Here is a 16,856-nt window from a genome sequence, read left to right on the forward strand (position 1 = left end):
TGCACACTCTGTTCGCACCCGTGAACTTCCTGCACTTCGTTCCGATGACCCAGGGCTTGTCCGGCGGACCATGGTCGCGACGCCAGGCACAGCGCGACAGGCATGGTCAGCAGCTGGGCCTACTACCGCAACGGCGACCTGACCACCGATACCGGCAAGCTGATGGTCCCCGAGAAGGCCGACTACCGGTTCGTCCAGGAGATCACGCGAGCCAAGGACTCCCTGGGCGTCACCCCGGGCGGCAAGGTCCGCACCGAGTGGAACTTCGCATCCGCAGAGCCGACCACGATGGCAGTCGAGGGCTGCGACGAGTTCTCTCCCGTGCCCACCGTCTGCGAGGCGATGCCGGCGGTGCAGCTCGACCACGACATGCCGCTGAACGCCCTCAACCAGGCCTCGGCCAAGAAGGCCTACTCCTTCACCGTGAACGCCGGCCGTGCCAAGGGCTGGACCGGATCCACCGCGATGGACGGCGCCAAGGTCTCGGTCTCCTACGACGACGGGGTCACCTGGAATTCGGCCAAGGTCCGGCGGGAGGACAGCAACTCCTTCCGGGTCGAGCTCCGACACCCCAGGAAGGCGGACACCAACGGCTTCGTGACCCTCAGGACGGAGGCGTGGGACTCCGCGGGCAATCGCACCGTGCAGACCATCACCCGGGCCTACGCCCTGAAGTAGCGAGGGTGTGTCCGCGCTCACTCGATGAGTTGGAAGTCACCGGCACGCAGTACTGGGGCAAAAAGTGCCAGTGGTCTTCAGGGTGTGGGGCTGGCCGGTGCCGTCGGCCGCCACGGCAGGGTAGGTGTGGGCGGTCGTGGTGTTGCCGGCCGCCTTGTGCTGGGTCACGGTGTCGCGCAGGCCGGCGACGGTGCAGGTCCAGCTGGTCCAGTGCGGGGCCGGTCCGCCGAGCTTGTCGGCCGCTGGTGCGGTGGTGCAGTTGCTGTCGGCGGGCGTCCAGGCGTCGGAAAGCCGGCGGTGGCCGTCGTACGTGAAGCACTGCGCGTCGTCGGTGCCACCGCAGCCCGTCTGCGTCGATGAAGCGCAACCGGGCGCCGGGGTGGGGTCGTTCCTTGCGGACGATCAGCCGCATCCTCTTGGGCCGGCCCTTGAGGACATTACCGTCGAGCTCGGCGGCATGCCCGGGGGCGCGCCGCTCCCGGCACGCGGGGCGCCTGCGGGGTCCGCCTGCAGCAGTACGTCGGCGACGTCGGACGGCTCCAGCACCAGCCCGAAGCCCAGTGCCGGCTCCCGGGGGTCGGCCCGGGTGAAGTGTCCGGTGACCGGGAGGTCGACGGAGGCGACCAGATACTGGCCCGGCCCGTACTCGTAGACGCGCTCGCCCAGAGCGAGCCGTTTGGCGCCCTGGGCAATCACCGCCAGGACCATGCCGGACATCGAAGGCTCCGGTGGGTCGAGCCGGTCGACCTTCGAGATGAGCACGCCGTCAATGGCCGTGGTCCAGTCGGGGCGCGCATGGCGCGCCAGCAGGACACGGAGCTCGTCGAGGTACATGACCTCATTGCAGCACCGTCGGCGCCCTGTTCCCGCTCTGGAGAGGATTGTGCAAGGACGGGCGAGGTTTGTTGTACACGTTGCGATGGCGGGTTGGTTGCATGGATTTGCCAGCGGTCAACGGTCGATGGGCCGGATACCCGCCGCCGATGGAACAGCCGCCTCGACCGTGCCGGGCCGGGGACTCAGCCGCACGTCCGGCCGGCCCTTGCACGGCACCCTCGACTTCCACTCAGGAGGAACATCATGAAGGTCGCCATCGTCACCGGAGCCAGCTCCGGCATCGGCCAGGCCGCCGCGATCCAGATCGCCGAACGCGAAGTGGGCGTCATCCTGACCTACGGCAAGAACCCGCAGGGCGCACTCGACACGGTCGCCACCATCGAGATAAACGGCGGCACGGCCGTCTCGCTGCCGCTGGACGTCGGCGACAGCAGCACCTTCCCAGCCTTCCGGACCTCGATGGCCGGGGTACTCCACGACACCTTCGGGCGAGACACGTTCGACTTCCTGGTCAACAACGCAGGACTGTCCCGCACCTCGCTGATCGCGGACACGAGCGAGGAACTGTTCGACGAACTGATGCGGGTGCTCCTCAAGGGCCCGTTCTTCCTCACACAGACGCTGCTGCCGCTCTTGGCGGACCACGGGGCCATCGTCAACACCAGCAGCAACTCCACGACGGTCGGGATGGAGCCCGGATACTCGGTCTACGCTTCGATGAAGGGCGGCCTGGACGTGCTGACCCGGTATATGGCCAAGGAATTCAGCACGCGCGGTATCCGTGTCAACGCCGTCTCGCCCGGGGCAACCCGTACCCGCCTGGCCGACGACGCCTTCACCCGCTTCCCCGAAGTCATCCCGGCGCTCGCCGCCAGAACCGCACTCGGCAGGGTCGGTGAACCCGATGACGTCGGCATGGTCATCGCCACCCTCCTGTCGGAGCAGAGCCGCTGGGTCACCGCCCAGAACCTCGACGTCTCAGGCGGCTTCAACCTCTAGGCATCGCCCGGCGGATCATGTGACGTTGCAACCAGGTGCTCGCTGATTGAAGCATGGGGCGGGGGATCACGACCGGCCACAGCGACCGCCCGGCCTCTGGCAGAAGGGGCGCAGCAGGGTGCGCCACGCCGCGGCAAGGTCGCCAAAGAGCGCGGGCCGGGACGTCCCCGGCGACCTGTCGTCATCGGCCACGACGACCTCCCGATCAGTCAGCTGATGCATCCACGTCTGACCACCATCAGGCAGGACCTTGAGCGGCTCGGCCGGGTCGCCGCGCTGAGTCTGCTCCAGCAGCTCGGCGAGGAAGAGATCCCGCCGGTGCCCACGGTGGTCCCTCCCCAGCTGATCGTGCGGGAGTCCACAGCGCGGGCCCGCTGAGGGCCGGCCGGTGGATTCGCCGCGGGCGCATGTGGCCGGTGCCCATCGGCCGGTCCTGGAGACCGCGTGGACGCGGTCAGGGTTGGCGAACACCGAGGTGAGGCGCCCGAACTTGCGGGACCGGGCCTCACGGTCGGGGTCCTCGGGGTCGAAGTCGTCGGCGAACTGGTCGAACTCGGCCTGCAACAGCTGGTCGTTCATCTCGAAGGCGACCGGGTGCGGCCCGAGCAGGACCGGCACGGTCGCTTCGTCCAGCAGGGACCGGGAGACGCAGCAGCGGTGCAGGACCCTGCCGGGGTCGGTCTCTTCGCCGAAGAGAGCGAGGGCATTGGGCGGCCCACCGCAGCCGTCCTGATCGCCTTGGAGCGACTCCCCACTGTGCCGGACGGCCCGCCCTCCGCTGTCACTGCCACGCCGTATGCGCCTTCGGCGCCCGGCACGACCGGACAGACGCGCCGACGGTTCCCTCCCGTCTTCCGCCGGTGAGGCTCTACTGCACCCCCACCGACCAAGCACGCCTCAGGGGGCCCAGGGTGCCCCGACCACACAGGCTCCGCGCAGTCCGCCGGAGCGTGTGCACCCCGGCCGGCGCCAGGTCCGGAGGGTTGGCTGAAAGTGAACCGATTAAGTCGCACCAGATCAGCGCAACGGCTGTGCGTCGGCATCGCGACAGGCCCACAACAGTAGGCCCCGGAGCTACTGGCAGCGACCTGATCACTGCGGACCTCTTTGAATCAGATGCCGTCCGAACCGTTGACCGCTTAACCGGTCTAGTGTTTCCATCTTCCGCAGCAGCCGCAATCTGACAGGCCGCCGTCAAAACCTGAAGGCGTCCTACCCTCTCGGCGACAACGTTGTCTCCCCGTTGGCGAGAACAGAAGTGTCCCGGGTGGTAATGCGACGACAACGTTGTCACATTGCGCTGGCGCGAACGGAAGTGTCTCGGGTAGCGATGTGCACCTGCCAAGGGCTCATCGGCGCCAGGAGCCGCTTGCTGCTGCGACCGAATTCTCACCCAGCCCCTTTCGCACCGAACCGAAAGGAACCACAGAATGAAACGCCAAATCATCGGGGTCATGTCGGCACTGGCCGCACTGGTCGGCCTGGCGTTGAACTCGGCGCCGACCGCCAGCGCCGACACGGCCCCCAACGGCTACGCCTACTGTGCCAATGGCAGTTCGAGCGACCCGGACGGTGACGGCTGGGGCTGGGAGAACAACCAGTCCTGCGTCGTCCGAGGCTCCTCCGCCGACACCGGGGGCGCCGGCAGTTCGGCCTGCCCGTCGAGCATGAGCTGTGGCTCGTACACCGTCTCCGGCCTGGGCAGCCGCAAGAGCCAGGTTCGCAGCGCCGGTGGCAACAGCCTCGACCTGGCCGTGGCCATGCTGGAGACCGACAATATGGGCACCAACTACCCCTACGGCGACAACAAGACCGGCGACGCGGCGAACTTCGGGATCTTCAAGCAGAACTGGCTCATGCTCCGCTCCGCCTGCAGCCAGTTCTCCGGCCAGAGCACCAGCCAGTACAACAACGGCGCCGCGCTCAACAGCAACCTCAGCCAGGACGTGTCCTGCCTGCACCAGAGCCAGAACCACTACGGCATCGGCACCTGGTTCGCCGGCCACCGCAACGGTTCCTCGGGGCTGAGCAACCCCAACACCACGGACATCAACAACTACAAGACCGCCATCTACTGGATCCAGAGCCAGATCAACAACAACAGCGCCAACCTCAGCAACGACACCCGCTTCTGGGTGCAGGTCCCCCCCATCTGATCCATCGTCCAACGAACGAACTCATGCCGGGCGGCCCGCTTCACCCTGTGGCGGGCCGCCCGCCGGGCCCCTGTCCGCACGGGCGCAGACCCGGTGCCACGGGTTCCTGGTCCCAGGGGCCACGGGACCCGCAATCCCCCTGAGCCCCACCCCCCGGGCCGCCGGAACAGAGTTGTCGGCTCCGAGATTCTCGCGCCGCCATAGGCCCCGCCATCCCCCACGCCGCCCGATCACCACCGGCCATCGGAAAGGCCGCACATCATGAACGGTCCAGCCCGTCGCGCAGCGCACAACCTCGGCCATGGACGGCCGGGGCCGCAGGCACCGGGCGCAGGCACCGGGCGCAGGCACCGGGCGCCGCACCAAGGTATCTCCGGACGACTTCTGTCGTGGGTGAGCGAACGCACGGTGGACCGGCGGTGGCCAGCGGTGTCGGCTGCATCTGAAACACACACCTCCCCGCAGTCACCGTCCGTCCAGCGCACCGAACAAACCAGGCGAATACGCCGGTCTGGCGTGCCTCGGGGCCGGCGGGGCGGGTGCTGGGCGGCGGCACGCACATCAGCACCGGCCTGATCGCCCCGCATCGCAAGCGCCCGGTTGGCCGCCGCTTGTCCGGTGGCGCTAGCGACAGAGAGCACCAGTACTCGTCTCACGACGACTGATATCACGATGGGATTCGCATGCAACGGTTCGTCCGCAGACTCCTGATCTGGGCCACCGCCTGTTCTCTGTGGGGCGTGGGGCTCACCGCCTCGTCCGTGTCCGCCGCCGCGGCCACCGAGCCCGCGGTCACGCACGCGACGGCCACCGACAACGGTCTGGCCCGCACGCCCCCGATGGGCTTCAACAACTGGAACGCCTTCGGTTGCGACGTCAGCGAGGAGCTGATCGAGCAGACCGCCGACTACTTCGTCACTTCGGGCCTGAAGGCGGCCGGTTACGCCTACGTCAACATCGACGACTGCTGGATGACGCACACCCGCGACGACCAGGGCCGCCTCGTCCCCGACCCGGCCAAGTTCCCCGACGGCATCAAGGGCACAGCCGACTACGTCCACTCCAAGGGCCTCAAGCTCGGCATCTACGAGTCGGCCGGCACTGCCACCTGTGCCGGCTACCCCGGCAGCCTCGGCCACGAGACCACCGACGCCCAGAGCTTCGCTGACTGGGGCGTCGACTACCTGAAGTACGACAACTGCAACAACCAGTCCGACGGGTCGCAGGCCGACTACATCCGCCGGTACACGACGATGCGTGACGCGCTGGGCGCGACAGGGCGGCCCATCATCCTCTCGATCTGCGAATGGGGCTCGTCGCAGCCCTGGCAGTGGGGGCCCGGCGTGGGCAGCCTGTGGCGGACCACCGGCGACATCAGCGACAACTGGCCGAGCGTGCGCTCCATCATCGCCGCGAACGCGAAGCTGTACCCGTACGCGGGCCCCGACCAGTGGAACGACCCGGACATGCTGGAGGTAGGAAACGGCGGGATGACCGCCACGGAGTACCGCACCCACATGAGCATGTGGGCGATGATGGCCGCCCCCCTCATCATCGGCACCGACCTGCGCAAGGCGTCCGCCGAGACCCTCGGAATCCTCACCGACAAGGACGTCATCGCCATCGACCAGGACCCCCTGGGCGTCCAGGGCAAGGTCGTCTCCGACGACCACGGGCTGATGGTGCTCGACAAACCGCTCTCGAACGGGGAGCACGCGATCGCGCTGTACAACTCGACCGACACCCTCACAACGGTGAGCGTCCCGGCGCACGCGACCGGACTGCGCCGGTCGGCGGCCTACCGGCTGCAGGACGCTTGGACCAAGGACGTCACCCAAACCCGGTCGGTGATCGAAGCGGCCGTACCGGCGCATGGGACGGTCGTCTACAAGGTGCGCCCGATGTCCGATCCCCACCGGGTCGCCCCGTCGGTGAACGCCACGGGCGAGGTGCCCACTCTGGTGCCCGGCCCGTCAACGGCCGGCACGCTGGTCACCACCGCCACCAACCGCGGCGTGGGGGCGGTCCGCGACGTCCGAGTCCGTGTGACGGGTCCCGCGGGATGGAAGGTCAGCACCTCGACCACCGGGCGTCGGCCGGCGCTCGGCACCGACGCTTCCCTGACCACCACCTGGAAGGTCCAGGTCCCCGACGGCGCGAGCGCCGGAAGCTACTCGCTCCACGTCGCCGCCTCGTACAAGTGGGGCAGCGGGCACACGGCCGCGACCTCCAGTGACGTCATCGCCCAGGTGGTCACCGCGCCGGCCGACGGCAGGCGCTACCTCAGCACCATCAATTCGGCGAGCAGCACCAACGGGCTGGGCCCCGTGGAGGCCGACCAGAGCAACGGCCCGGTGGATGTCGGCGACGGCAACCTGATCACCGTCGCCGGCCGGGTGTACGACCGCGGTCTGGGCACCAGCAGCGACAGCGAGATCCGTTACTACCTGGGCGGCAAGTGCTCCCGGCTGACCACCGACGTCGGCATCGACGACGAGGACACCAGCGGCACCTCCGCCACCTTCACCATCCGGACCGACGCAACCACGGCCGCGAGCGCCACCCTCGCCCCCGGCGCTTCGGCCCAGACCCTCGCCGCCGACCTGACCGGCGCGCAGTGGCTGGTCCTGACCACTGCCTCCGCCACAGCGGATGCCACTGCTCACGCCGACTGGGCCTCCCCCGTACTCACCTGCGGCGACGCCTCGCCCACCGACCCGATCCAGCCGACCGAGCACACCCTGTTCTCCTTCGAGTCGGGCACCGACGGCTTCACCATCGCCAACGCCGACAACGGCGGCACCGTCGAGCAGTCGAGCGCCTTCCACACCGACGGAGAGCACGGACTGCTCGTGCACGCCCCCACGGGCGGCAACTGGTTCGGAGTCCAACTGGACAACCCGGCGGATCTGACGGGCGTCGACAGCATCAAGTTCGACGTGAAGGCGGGCACGACCGGCACCTCGGCCGAGATCGCCGTCCAGGCCGGGGACTCCTCGTCCTGGTGCCAGGCCGGCCTGTGGACCTGGGTGAACCCCGGCTCCAGCAGGACCATCACCCGCAGGATCGACCAGATCAGCTGCCCTGCCGGAGTGAGCCTGGACGACAGCCCCATCACCGCCGTGTGGGTGTTCCTGAACAGCGGCGGCGACCACGTCGTCGACAACATCAGGACCGAGTAGCGCAACCCCTGCCCGCACCGCATCCCGGATCCGCCCCGGCTCACGGCCGGGGCGGGACCGGGGCGCGGATCACTGCGCCGCGCCGCACCGCCGCCACGTCACACCAGGCAGCGTTTCCCCCTTCCCGGGTGGCCCGGGCCGCCAGGCCACGGCGCGAAGCGAGTTATTTTACTAAACCTTGACCTTAACTAAACAAGCAACTAGACAACGTTGTCACCATCAGCCAGAGTGTGCTCCGGAGTGATGGAACCGCTCCCCTCACGAAAGGTGTAGTGACGTGACGGTGTACGGAGCACTGGACATCGGCGGCACGAAGATCGCCGGAGCGCTCGTGGACGACGCGGGCACGCTGGTGGTGCGCGCACAGAGGCCGACTCCAGCGCAGAAGTCTGCCGATGAGCTCATGACGGCGGTGACATCGGTCATCGACGAGCTGGCAGCACACCCCATGTGGGACGAACTGACCTGCCTCGGCATCGCCAGTGCAGGTCCGGTGGACACCGCCGCAGGCACAGTCAGTCCGGTCAACATTCCCGCGTGGCGGCGCTTCCCACTGACCGAACAAGTGGCAGCGCATCCGCGGATGCCCCCGGAGATACGACCGGTTCTGATCGGCGATGCCGTGGCGATGGCTGCGGCGGAGCACTGGCTGGGTGCGGCCCGGGGATTCGAGAACGCTCTGTGCATGGTGGTGTCCACAGGTGTGGGGGGCGGCCTCGTCCTCGGCAACCGGCTCCACACCGGCCGAACAGGAAACGCCGGTCACATAGGCCACATCACCGTCGACCTGAAGGGGTCGGTATGTCCGTGCGGGGCTCCTGGCTGCGTCGAGGGGTTTGCCAGCGGTACGGCAATCGCCGCACACGCGCAGGCCGCCGGGTGGTCCGCGCCGCCCGGGGTGGCCCCGACGGCGGCGGCAGTGGCAGAGGCGGCGCGGGCAGGGGACCCCCGCGCACTGGGTGCCTACGAGCGGGCGGCCCAGGCGCTCGCAGCAGCGATCGCCGCAACGGCAGCCCTTGTCGAGCTCGATCTCGTGGTCATCGGTGGCGGCGTGGCTCAGGCCGGCAACACGCTCTTCGGGCCCCTGCGGCGGCATATGGCCGACTACGCAGTGCTCGACTTCACCCGCGGCCTGCCCATCGTGCCGGCGCTTCTGGCCCTGGACGCCGGGCTCATCGGGGCAGCTGCCGTCGCTTCCTCGCAGCTCGGCGCGCCCGCACTCGTGGCAGGGCCACGTCCGTAACTCATCTCCGTATTCCGTAGCCCACCATGCCTCTGCAGACTTCGCGCAGTGCAGGACTGTGGCCCTCTGCCAATTAAACTGGAACTAAACTTAACCGGTTTGGTTCCAACGGTTGTCTCGCTGTTCGAGTGCCTCTAATCTCTCTTCCAGTCGCCTGAACACAAGGTGAAGTGCCCACGCTCGCCACCCATTTGAGCACGCACCACATGGGCATTCCCCCTCGACTAATTCCTCGTCGGCCGGCTGGAGCCGCAACAATCCTCCGGCCGACGAGGGCCCTAGCCATCCCGATCTCGACAGCATTCATTTCACCGTGGAATGCACCTCGGAGGTCACACGTTCGTCGCGCCTTCCCATGGCACGGCTCGGGGTGGAATACCACCGCCACACACGGCAGAGCGTGACGCGCCGCGCGGGAATCCGTTCCGGTCCGCGAACACGCCACGACATTGGGAGCGACATATGAGAAGGATGCTGGCCACCGCTGCGGGAGCCCTGCTGGCTGTCACCGCCGCAGTGCTCACCGCACCCCACGCGGCCCAGGCCGCAGAGGCATCCAACGCTTTCCACGTCAGCGGGGGCCGCCTGCTCGACGCCAACGACAACGACTTCGTCCTGCGCGGGGTCAATCACGCACACGCCTGGTACACGGCCAAGACGCCGCAGGCGCTCAAGGACATCAAGGCACTCGGCGCCAACTCGGCGCGTGTAGTGCTGAGCACCGGCGACCAGTGGACCAAGAACGACACCGCGGATGTTGCAACCATCGTCGAACAGTGCAAGGCCAGCCGCCTGGTCTGTGTCCTTGAGGCCCACGACACCACGGGGTACGGCGAAGCCGGCGCCGCGGTCCCTCTCTCACGCGCGGTGGACTACTGGAAGGGCATCAAGAGCGCGGTCGAGGGACAGGAGAAGTACATCATCCTGAACCTGGGTAACGAACCGTACGGAAATACCGGGTACGAAAACTGGGCCTCCGGTACGACCGATGCCATCAAGAGCATGCGAGCAGCCGGATTCAAGCACACCATCATGGTGGATGCCCCGAACTGGGGCCAGGACTGGTCCTTCACCATGCGGGACAATGCGGCAGGAGTGTTCGCCGCCGACCCTGACAAGAACACCGTCTTCTCGATCCACATGTACGGTGTCTACGACACTGCCGCCGAAGTCCAGGCCTACCTGAACCGGTTTGTGTCACAGAAGCTTCCGATTGTCGTGGGCGAATTCGGTGACGCCCATTCGGACGGCAACCCGGACGAGGACGCGATCATGGCGACCGCCCAGCAGTTGGGCATCGGCTACCTGGGCTGGTCCTGGAGCGGCAACGGCAGCGGGGTCGAGTACCTGGACATGGCTACCGGCTTCGATGCCGGTCAGCTGACCACATGGGGCCAGCGCTTCCTCAACGGCGCCAACGGGATCAGGGAGACCGCCCGCGAAGCCAGTGTGTACGGCAGCGGGGGCTCCGGCGGCGACGGTGGCGACGGTGGCGCCGAAAGCGGCACCTGCCAGGTGACTTACAAGCTCAGCGACTGGGGCAGCAGCTTCAACGCGGACGTCACCATCCGCAACACTGGCACCACTGCGGTCAAGGGCTGGCAACTCCAGTTCCGTTTCCCGGGCGACCAGAAGATCAACTCTGCGTGGAACGCCAAGGTGAGCCAGGAGGGTTCGACGGTCAAGGCCACGAACGAGTCCTGGACCGAGAGCATTCCGGCAGGCGGATCGGCGAGCTTCGGCCTCAACGGCTCCTCCACCTCGGCCAACAGCACTCCCAGCGCCTTCGCCCTGAACGGCGCTTCCTGCACTACACGCTGACCCTCCCCGCACCAGCAAGAACTGCGGCCTTTCCAAGCCGGTCAGTCGGGTGGAGAGGCCGCAGCGCTTTCCAGGTGCTGTTCTCAGGTTCGGGCGGGTGCCTGTGCGGTGGAACCGCGCGGGGTGAGTGACGGGGTCGGCACCTGCACGGAACCGGTGTGCCGGCCTTCTATGACCGAGAACAGCGTGCGGGCCACCTGCGCTCCGAAGCTGTGCACATCGTGGCTCATCGCCGACAGTGTGGGATGAGTGATCCGGCACAGCTGCGAGTCGTCCCAGGCGAGCAGCGATACGTCGTCGGGAACCACGAAGCCCATCTCGGCAGCGACGCCCGCCCCCGCCACGGCCATGATGTCGTTGTCGTAGACGATGGCCGTCGGACGCTCGGCCGACATCAGCAGGGAACGTGTGGCCCTGGCCCCCTCGCTTCCGTCGAAGCCGGTCGCGATCTGGCGGCCCTCCTGCAGTCCCAGTTCCCGCATCGTGGCCGCGAAGGCTGTGGCCCGGATGGCGCTGTGCCCGAGACCGACCGGACCACCGACGCGGGCGATCCGTCGGTGTCCGAGCGCCGCCAGGTAACGGACGGCCTCGGCCGCGGCGGTGGCGTCGTCGGTCCATACCGCGGGAAACGAACCCGTGAGGGACGGATGCCCGACGGCCACCGCCGGCAGCCCGATGGATTGCAGCGAGGGGACCCTCGGGTCGCTCTCGTGGAAGTCGACCAGAATGGCGCCGGCAATCGTCTGGCTGCGCCACCAGGACTTGTACAGCTCGGTCTCCTCGTCGAGATCCCGCACCAGTCTGAGGAGCAGCGAGTAGGAGCGGTCGACCAGCACGCTCTCGATCCCGGAGATGAAGTCCATGTAGAAGGGTTCGAGTCCGAGCAGCCGGGCAGGGCGGCACAGAGCCAGGCCGATGATGTCGACCCGCTGGCTGGAGAGGCTCCGCGCGGTGAGGTTCGGCGCCCAGCCCAGCTCCTTTGCGGCCTCGAAAATCCTCAGTCGTGTGGCTTCCGAGACGCCGGGCTTGTGGTTGACCGCCAGCGAGACGGCCCCTTTGGACACACCGGCGCGAGCGGCGACGTCCTTGATCGTTACGCGTGCGGGACTGTTCACCTGGCGTCCGCGCGGAAGAGGGCCGACCGCGCCCTCTCCGCGTCCACGGATCCGCAGCCAGTCACACGGAATCGGGCCTGTTCGCCGGGCAGCAGTGTCCGCAGGCCCTGATCGGCCGCGGCACTCGGCTCGAGGCGGTCGGCCTGGAGGAGGAGGTCTCTCAGTAGAGTGTGTGCGCTTACCACGCTGTCGACTCTATCGCTCTTGCCCGCCACCGCATCCATGGTGCCGTCGCACTCCGGCCGCGGACAGACGAAGTCCTTGTTCCGCACGGAGAAGTGGAGGGCCCTCAGGCCGTCGGCATCGGCGACGAGGAACTCCTTGGCGGACCCTTCGGCGGGGACCAGCTCCTCCGGAACCGGGAATCGAAGGACAAAGCGGGCACCGACCGTCACCGTCAGCCTCCTGCTCACTGGGTGTTCGCATCGGCAGGGCCTTGCGCATGAACTGCCTCAGACGCTCCACCCGGTGTGCCGCCCTGTGCCCGACCTCGGTGATCACAGTGATGAGGCCTTGGGGGACAGATGAAACAGCCCTGCGCAGCAACGTCGTTACCCGCATTCACAGCCGCCCGGCCAACCACAGGCCGCTGAACACTGCGGCCCGGGAAGGCAGTTCGCCATTCTGGGCCGCAGCCCCGACCGGGATCGGGAACAGAAGGCGGGGAGCAGGGGCTACTTCACCCCGACCGCCCGAGTGATCTCCCGCTTGACCGAGGGGCCGCGGTCGTCGTTCGCGGACGCCCGCAGCGAGATGAACTCGGAGTCGCACGGCACGCCCCGAATCGAGCCCACCGACACCAATGCCGTGACGCTCGCGCGAGCGAAGGCGAGCCGCCGGGTCGTCGTGGCCGCGGTGTGTCTCCTGCGTGCTCTCCGCGAGGGCTCCGGCGTCTCCGATGGGAGCGTCTCATCGGTTCCGGTAACTGCCGCCGCTGGCGAGCAGACGGGTTAGTCACTCAGCGTGCTGACCCTAGAGCCGCAGACAAACCTGCTCTCCCGCGTCACCGTGCTCTCCCCAAATTCTCCCCAGAGGCACATCTGGGGAGAATTTGGGGAGCATCGACGGCCCTGCGGAGCGTGTGGGGAGAATCGACTGCATAGCGCAGCACGAATCTGAAAGAAGCGGAAAGACGCATTTTCGCAGGTCAGAGATTCGTAGAACCACAACGCCGCAGGTCAGAGCGACCCCGGTGGACAACTTCATGAGGTACGTACCGAGATCGACAGCCTGGATCGTGCCGGAGAGCGAGCCGACCTCGTTCAGGGGCGTGACGTAGCGGGCGCCGTGATTTCTGCGAGCAATCCGGAATGCACAGCGTGCGCCGCACCGCGCCAACGCCGCCAAGAGCAAAGCGACTTCATCGATGCAGCTAACGGATTCGCACCGCGCGAGGAACTCCCGGGAGAGCACTGGCCGGGCAGGGCCGACACCGACGGTCCGATGACCCGCCAATCTGATTATGCATCAGCAAGGTCGGCGAAGGGTCAGCACGTGTTTGATCAGACCTGGTCACAGGTACCAACACGCGCAACTGCCGACCGCCCGAGGAACCGACCCACGGCAGGCACAACTGTGTCCCCCCGCCGTACCGGCGAGGGGACACAGCCAGTGCACGCAACGAAAAGCATAGGAGGGCACATCACCCCAGGTCAGCGCACCCGGCCCCGCGGTTTCAGTGCCACCGGCGGCAGTGCGGGAGCAGGCAGCCGGTCGCCGTCGTAGCCCTTCACTTCACCGAACCGGGGGCCTTCCATCCAGTCCAGCCGGGCCGCCTCGATTTCCTCATGGGACCGCCCGATGAAGTTCCACCACATGACGATCTCCTCCTCGAAAGGCTCACCACCGAGGAGCATGAGCCCAGCGTCGGACACCGCGCGCAGAGGCAGTTCGCTCCGCCCGCAGCCGAGGTAGAGCATCGAGCCGGGCAGTACCGGGACGCCGTCGACCTCGGCCTCGCCGGACATGGACAGCACCGCGTACTCGAAGTCGGGATCGAGCGGCAGCCGGGCCTCGGCGCCGCCCGTCAGGGCCAGGTCGGCACCCACGATCGGGGTGTACGCCGTGCCGGGCGACGTGGCGCCGTCGAGTTCGCCGAGGATGACGGTTGCGGTGAGCCCCTGCGCGGTGACCTCGGGGAGGTCGGCGTGGTGCTGGAAGTGCGGTTCGACGTTCCTGTGGGCGTCGGGCAGGGCCACCCATAGTTGGGCTCCGTGCAGAAGCCTGGCATGCGGCTTCGGGCTCTCCTCGGAGTGGCTGATCGCCCGCCCCGAGGTCATCAGACCCAGCTCGCGCGGGCGGACCGTCCGGAGGCTGCCCAGGCTGTCGCGGTGCAGGACCTCACCGTCGTGCAGCCAGCTGACCGTCTGCAGGCCCATGTGGGGGTGCGGCGGCACCTGCATCCCGGGCTCGTCGGCGATGTCGTCGGGCCCGTAGTGATCCACGAAGGCCCAGGCGCCGACCATGCGGCGGCCCAGGTTGGGCAGGAGTCGGCGTACCTCGGTGGACTCGCCGAGCTGAACATGCCGCGGCGTGAGGAGTTCACGCACCGGCTCGGCGACGACGAAGCCCCGTCCTCCGCAGACGGAGAGTGCGGCCTGGCGATCGAGATTGCTCATGGCGCTCAACCTATTCCCGTGCGGACGCGAAGTGCCGGTCCCCACGCCGAAAATTTAGTGGAATATTAAACTACACCCCTGTGTTGACGCGTCCGCAGGACCCGATTCACTCCAGGAGGAGAAGTGAACGACACCTACTACGAGTTCGGCACCGCGGCCGACCGCTGGGACCGTGCGCAGATGTTCTTCGAGGCCAAGGAGTACATGACGGCGGCGCGGATCCTCGGCGGACTGGTGGACGAGGCCCCGGAGCTGGTCGCACCGCGGCTGCTGCTGGCGCGCGCCTACTACCACTCGGCGCGGCTCGGGAAGGCCGAGGCAGAGCTGCTCGCCGTCCTGGAACGCGATCCGGTCGAGGAGTATGCGCGGCTCATGCTCGGTCGCACACTTGAACGCCAGGGGCGGTCCTCGGAAGCGGCCCCGCATCTGAGGATGGCCGCGGCGCTGGCCGGGGAGTTCCGGGAAGGGCAGGACCCCGGACTTCGGGGCGGTGCGGGCGTTCCCTAACCTGGCGCTGTGACCAGCCATCTTCCCTCCTGTTCCTGCTGCGGCGACTCCCTCACGGACGAGCGGCGCATCGACATCGGATTCAACCTGCCCGACGCCGCCCTCACCGCACCCGAAGGGTCCCGGCACCGGCTCGGCCCCTCCGCGCTGCTCCGGGTGGACGGCGTCGGCGCCTTCATCCGCTGTCTGCTGCCCGTCCGGCTGACGCACGAGACCGAGCTGGTCCTGGGCGTATGGCTGGAGGTCGACGAGGCCACGCTCCGGGAGGCGGACGAGCGGTGGGAGGACCGCAGTTACTCGGACCTCACCTTCAGGGGGCTGCTCTCCAACAAGGTCCGCCCCTGGGGCGACGACCTGCTGGGCGCCCCGTTCACCGCCAGGGTCGCCGACCCCGAGGAGCTTCCCTACCTCGTCGCCGGCCACCACCCGGCGGCCACCCGCGTCCTGGAGGACGTCTGGGACCGGGACCACGTCCTCAGCCGCTTCCCGCACCAGCTCCCCGTCGACGTCCGCACCGGCCTCGGCGACCGCTGGTCCGTCGTCCGCACCGCAGGCCTGACCGCCCGGGTCGCCGACGGAGCGGACCAGTTCGCCGGACCGGACCGCAGCGCCGCCGTGACGGTTTTCACGGACGACGTCCCGGAACGTACCCCCGAGGACTTCCTCTCCGTACTGCTCGACGGCGCCCCCGACAAGCTGCCCGCGCAGCGGCTCACCGAGCCTCTGCCCGGCGGACTCCGCCACGCTTCTGGCTGACCCCGGACGACCACGGCGGGGAACGGCACGAGTTCTACGGCTTCACGGTGTCGGCCGTCGGCACCGCCGCCGGGCTGTTCTGCACCCATGAGGACCCTGCCGACCTCACCTGGGCGCAGCAGGTCTGGCGTTCCCTCGCCTGGTCAGATCCTTCTTGATCACAACGTGTTGTACCTCTGGTCGGCGTCGGTGGAAGGGATCCGGAGGCAGGGACCGGCCCATCAGCTCTTCCCCTCCCCCTGCGCCGCATTCGACACCCGGTCCAGCCACTCGTTCATCAGTACCGATTCCGCGGCACTGAGGCCGTACCCGGTCGACCGACGCAGCAGAGCCCTCAACCGGACCGCGGCAGTGGGGACTTCGGCGTCCACCGGCTCGGCGACGCGTGCGTCCGGGGTGAAGACGGCGGCATGCACCGCATCGCGTACGCGCGTCCGCATGCTGTCGTCCGAGAACGTCGTGGGGCGGGATACGAGCATGAGGGCCACGCCTGTGGTGGCCGACATGATCATCTGGGCGGCCAGTTCGGGGGTGACGCGCAGCTTCCCCTGTTCCGCCGCCCGCTCCAGGTCGCGGGTCAGGATCCGGTGGGACTCGAGCGCCGCGGCGGGCGGTGTGCGCATCGCCGGAGAGTTCATCAGCCGGTACAGGTTCGGGTTCCGCAGGGCGAACTCGATGTGACTGTCCCAGCCGTTTCGGAGGTCTTCGACGGGGTCCGTGGACTCCCCCCGTTCCCGCTTCGTTGCGAGGTAGGCCTCGAAGCCGTGGTCGACCACCGCCGACAGCAGCCCTTCCTTGTCCCCGAAGTGCCGGTAGAGAGCCGGTGCACCGACCTGGGCGGCCTCGCACACAGCCCGGGTGGAGATGTCCCCGTCCGGGGACGCCGCGACCAGCTCGGCGGCCACTTCGAGGATGCGTGCTCGGGTACTCACCGCACGGACGCT

General features: G+C 68.1%; 14 protein-coding genes and 1 pseudogene. 10 read left to right on the plus strand and 5 right to left on the minus strand.

Annotation, left to right across the window (positions count from 1 at the left end):
- The first annotated feature begins 102 nt into the window (after window positions 1–102).
- Window positions 103–678: a hypothetical protein gene (locus ACFWBQ_RS26790; protein WP_385499371.1), complete on the plus strand. Its 576-nt coding sequence runs from the start codon at window positions 103–105 to the stop codon at window positions 676–678.
- A gap of 447 nt (window positions 679–1,125) precedes the next feature.
- Here the strand turns inward: ACFWBQ_RS26790 and ACFWBQ_RS26795 are convergent.
- Window positions 1,126–1,512, minus strand: a pseudogene (locus ACFWBQ_RS26795) (AraC family transcriptional regulator); the annotation flags it as partial.
- Window positions 1,513–1,758: 246 nt separating this feature from the next.
- On the opposite strand from ACFWBQ_RS26795, the gene ACFWBQ_RS26800 reads away from it, so the two are divergent.
- The 7 genes from ACFWBQ_RS26800 (at window position 1,759) to ACFWBQ_RS26830 (ending at window position 10,916) form a co-directional block, all read left to right on the plus strand.
- The gene (locus tag ACFWBQ_RS26800; protein ID WP_385499381.1) at window positions 1,759–2,514 is read left to right on the plus strand and encodes an SDR family NAD(P)-dependent oxidoreductase; all 756 of its coding nucleotides are present in this window, start codon (window positions 1,759–1,761) and stop codon (window positions 2,512–2,514) included.
- A gap of 216 nt (window positions 2,515–2,730) precedes the next feature.
- Window positions 2,731–2,892 carry a substrate-binding domain-containing protein gene (locus ACFWBQ_RS26805; RefSeq protein ID WP_385499392.1) on the plus strand — a complete coding sequence of 54 codons (162 nt, stop codon included), beginning with the start codon at window positions 2,731–2,733 and terminating at the stop codon, window positions 2,890–2,892.
- 66 nt (window positions 2,893–2,958) lie between these two features.
- The gene (locus ACFWBQ_RS26810; RefSeq protein ID WP_385499397.1) at window positions 2,959–3,378 is read left to right on the plus strand and encodes a hypothetical protein; all 420 of its coding nucleotides are present in this window, start codon (window positions 2,959–2,961) and stop codon (window positions 3,376–3,378) included.
- A gap of 566 nt (window positions 3,379–3,944) precedes the next feature.
- Window positions 3,945–4,670, plus strand: coding sequence for a carbohydrate-binding domain-containing protein (locus ACFWBQ_RS26815; RefSeq protein ID WP_385499407.1), 726 nt, complete (start codon window positions 3,945–3,947; stop codon window positions 4,668–4,670).
- 683 nt (window positions 4,671–5,353) lie between these two features.
- On the plus strand, window positions 5,354–7,852 hold the full coding sequence (locus ACFWBQ_RS26820) for an NPCBM/NEW2 domain-containing protein (protein ID WP_385499422.1): 2,499 nt from the start codon (window positions 5,354–5,356) through the stop codon (window positions 7,850–7,852).
- A gap of 277 nt (window positions 7,853–8,129) precedes the next feature.
- A complete protein-coding gene (locus ACFWBQ_RS26825; protein WP_385499429.1) occupies window positions 8,130–9,095 on the plus strand; it encodes an ROK family protein in 966 nt (321 codons plus the stop codon).
- A gap of 471 nt (window positions 9,096–9,566) precedes the next feature.
- Window positions 9,567–10,916, plus strand: coding sequence for a cellulase family glycosylhydrolase (locus ACFWBQ_RS26830; RefSeq protein WP_385500186.1), 1,350 nt, complete (start codon window positions 9,567–9,569; stop codon window positions 10,914–10,916).
- A gap of 83 nt (window positions 10,917–10,999) precedes the next feature.
- Here ACFWBQ_RS26830 and ACFWBQ_RS26835 read toward each other — a convergent pair whose 3' ends face one another.
- From ACFWBQ_RS26835 to ACFWBQ_RS26845, 3 genes are all read right to left on the minus strand, one after another.
- Window positions 11,000–12,031, minus strand: coding sequence for a LacI family DNA-binding transcriptional regulator (locus ACFWBQ_RS26835; RefSeq protein WP_385499436.1), 1,032 nt, complete (start codon window positions 12,029–12,031; stop codon window positions 11,000–11,002).
- Window positions 12,028–12,426, minus strand: coding sequence for a hypothetical protein (locus tag ACFWBQ_RS26840; protein ID WP_385499442.1), 399 nt, complete (start codon window positions 12,424–12,426; stop codon window positions 12,028–12,030). The genes ACFWBQ_RS26835 and ACFWBQ_RS26840 overlap by 4 nt, the downstream gene beginning before the upstream one ends.
- 1,257 nt (window positions 12,427–13,683) lie before the next feature.
- Window positions 13,684–14,649 (minus strand): pirin family protein, encoded by a 966-nt coding sequence (locus ACFWBQ_RS26845; protein WP_385499447.1) that lies wholly within the window; start codon window positions 14,647–14,649, stop codon window positions 13,684–13,686.
- A 123-nt stretch (window positions 14,650–14,772) separates the two neighbouring features.
- Between ACFWBQ_RS26845 and ACFWBQ_RS26850 the strand changes: the two genes are divergently transcribed.
- Window positions 14,773–15,156, plus strand: coding sequence for a tetratricopeptide repeat protein (locus tag ACFWBQ_RS26850; protein ID WP_385499454.1), 384 nt, complete (start codon window positions 14,773–14,775; stop codon window positions 15,154–15,156).
- Window positions 15,157–15,165: 9 nt separating this feature from the next.
- Window positions 15,166–15,912, plus strand: coding sequence for a DUF2199 domain-containing protein (locus ACFWBQ_RS26855; RefSeq protein ID WP_385499460.1), 747 nt, complete (start codon window positions 15,166–15,168; stop codon window positions 15,910–15,912).
- A gap of 221 nt (window positions 15,913–16,133) precedes the next feature.
- On the opposite strand, the gene ACFWBQ_RS26860 is transcribed toward ACFWBQ_RS26855, so the two are convergent.
- Window positions 16,134–16,844: a TetR/AcrR family transcriptional regulator gene (locus ACFWBQ_RS26860; RefSeq protein WP_385499466.1), complete on the minus strand. Its 711-nt coding sequence runs from the start codon at window positions 16,842–16,844 to the stop codon at window positions 16,134–16,136.
- Window positions 16,845–16,856 lie beyond the last annotated feature (12 nt).

Source organism: Streptomyces sp. NPDC060035, assembly GCF_042736635.1.
Taxonomy (GTDB): domain Bacteria; phylum Actinomycetota; class Actinomycetes; order Streptomycetales; family Streptomycetaceae; genus Streptomyces.

What these genes read in the sequence shown, in the direction of transcription:
- ACFWBQ_RS26790 (WP_385499371.1), top strand. Translation starts at nt 103, where the DNA reads ATGGTCAGCAGCTGGGCCTACTACCGCAACGGCGACCTGACCACCGAT.
- ACFWBQ_RS26800 (WP_385499381.1), top strand. Translation starts at nt 1,759, where the DNA reads ATGAAGGTCGCCATCGTCACCGGAGCCAGCTCCGGCATCGGCCAGGCC.
- ACFWBQ_RS26805 (WP_385499392.1), top strand. Translation starts at nt 2,731, where the DNA reads ATGCATCCACGTCTGACCACCATCAGGCAGGACCTTGAGCGGCTCGGC.
- ACFWBQ_RS26815 (WP_385499407.1), top strand. Translation starts at nt 3,945, where the DNA reads ATGAAACGCCAAATCATCGGGGTCATGTCGGCACTGGCCGCACTGGTC.
- ACFWBQ_RS26820 (WP_385499422.1), top strand. Translation starts at nt 5,354, where the DNA reads ATGCAACGGTTCGTCCGCAGACTCCTGATCTGGGCCACCGCCTGTTCT.
- ACFWBQ_RS26830 (WP_385500186.1), top strand. Translation starts at nt 9,567, where the DNA reads ATGCTGGCCACCGCTGCGGGAGCCCTGCTGGCTGTCACCGCCGCAGTG.
- ACFWBQ_RS26845 (WP_385499447.1), bottom strand. Translation starts at nt 14,649, where the DNA reads ATGAGCAATCTCGATCGCCAGGCCGCACTCTCCGTCTGCGGAGGACGG.